The organism is Streptococcus humanilactis (assembly GCF_019448275.1).
Lineage (GTDB): Bacteria > Bacillota > Bacilli > Lactobacillales > Streptococcaceae > Streptococcus > Streptococcus humanilactis.
On the sequence record NZ_JAHXBZ010000055.1, the window covers coordinates 1 to 217 of the forward strand.

1 protein-coding gene is annotated in these 217 nt (G+C 36.9%); it reads right to left on the bottom strand.

Going from position 1 to position 217, the window contains the following annotated elements; translation table 11 throughout:
* On the bottom strand, nt 1–217 hold a 217-nt coding region (locus KV696_RS09845), incomplete at both ends, for a hypothetical protein (protein WP_258318599.1).

Consider the following 217-nt stretch of genomic DNA (forward strand, 5'->3'; position numbering starts at 1 on the left):
CTTTCTTAGGTTGGTTACCTTCTTCATTTGGTGAAACTGGCTTACCACTTTCATCTACAAATGATGTTGTTGTCTTAACTACTTTACGGTAAACGTGAGTTACGTTACCTTCTTTATCAGTTGTAGTTGTTACAAACTCATATCCTGGAACGTCTTTCTTAGGTTGGTTACCTTCTTCATTTGGTGAAACTGGCTTACCACTTTCATCTACAAATGA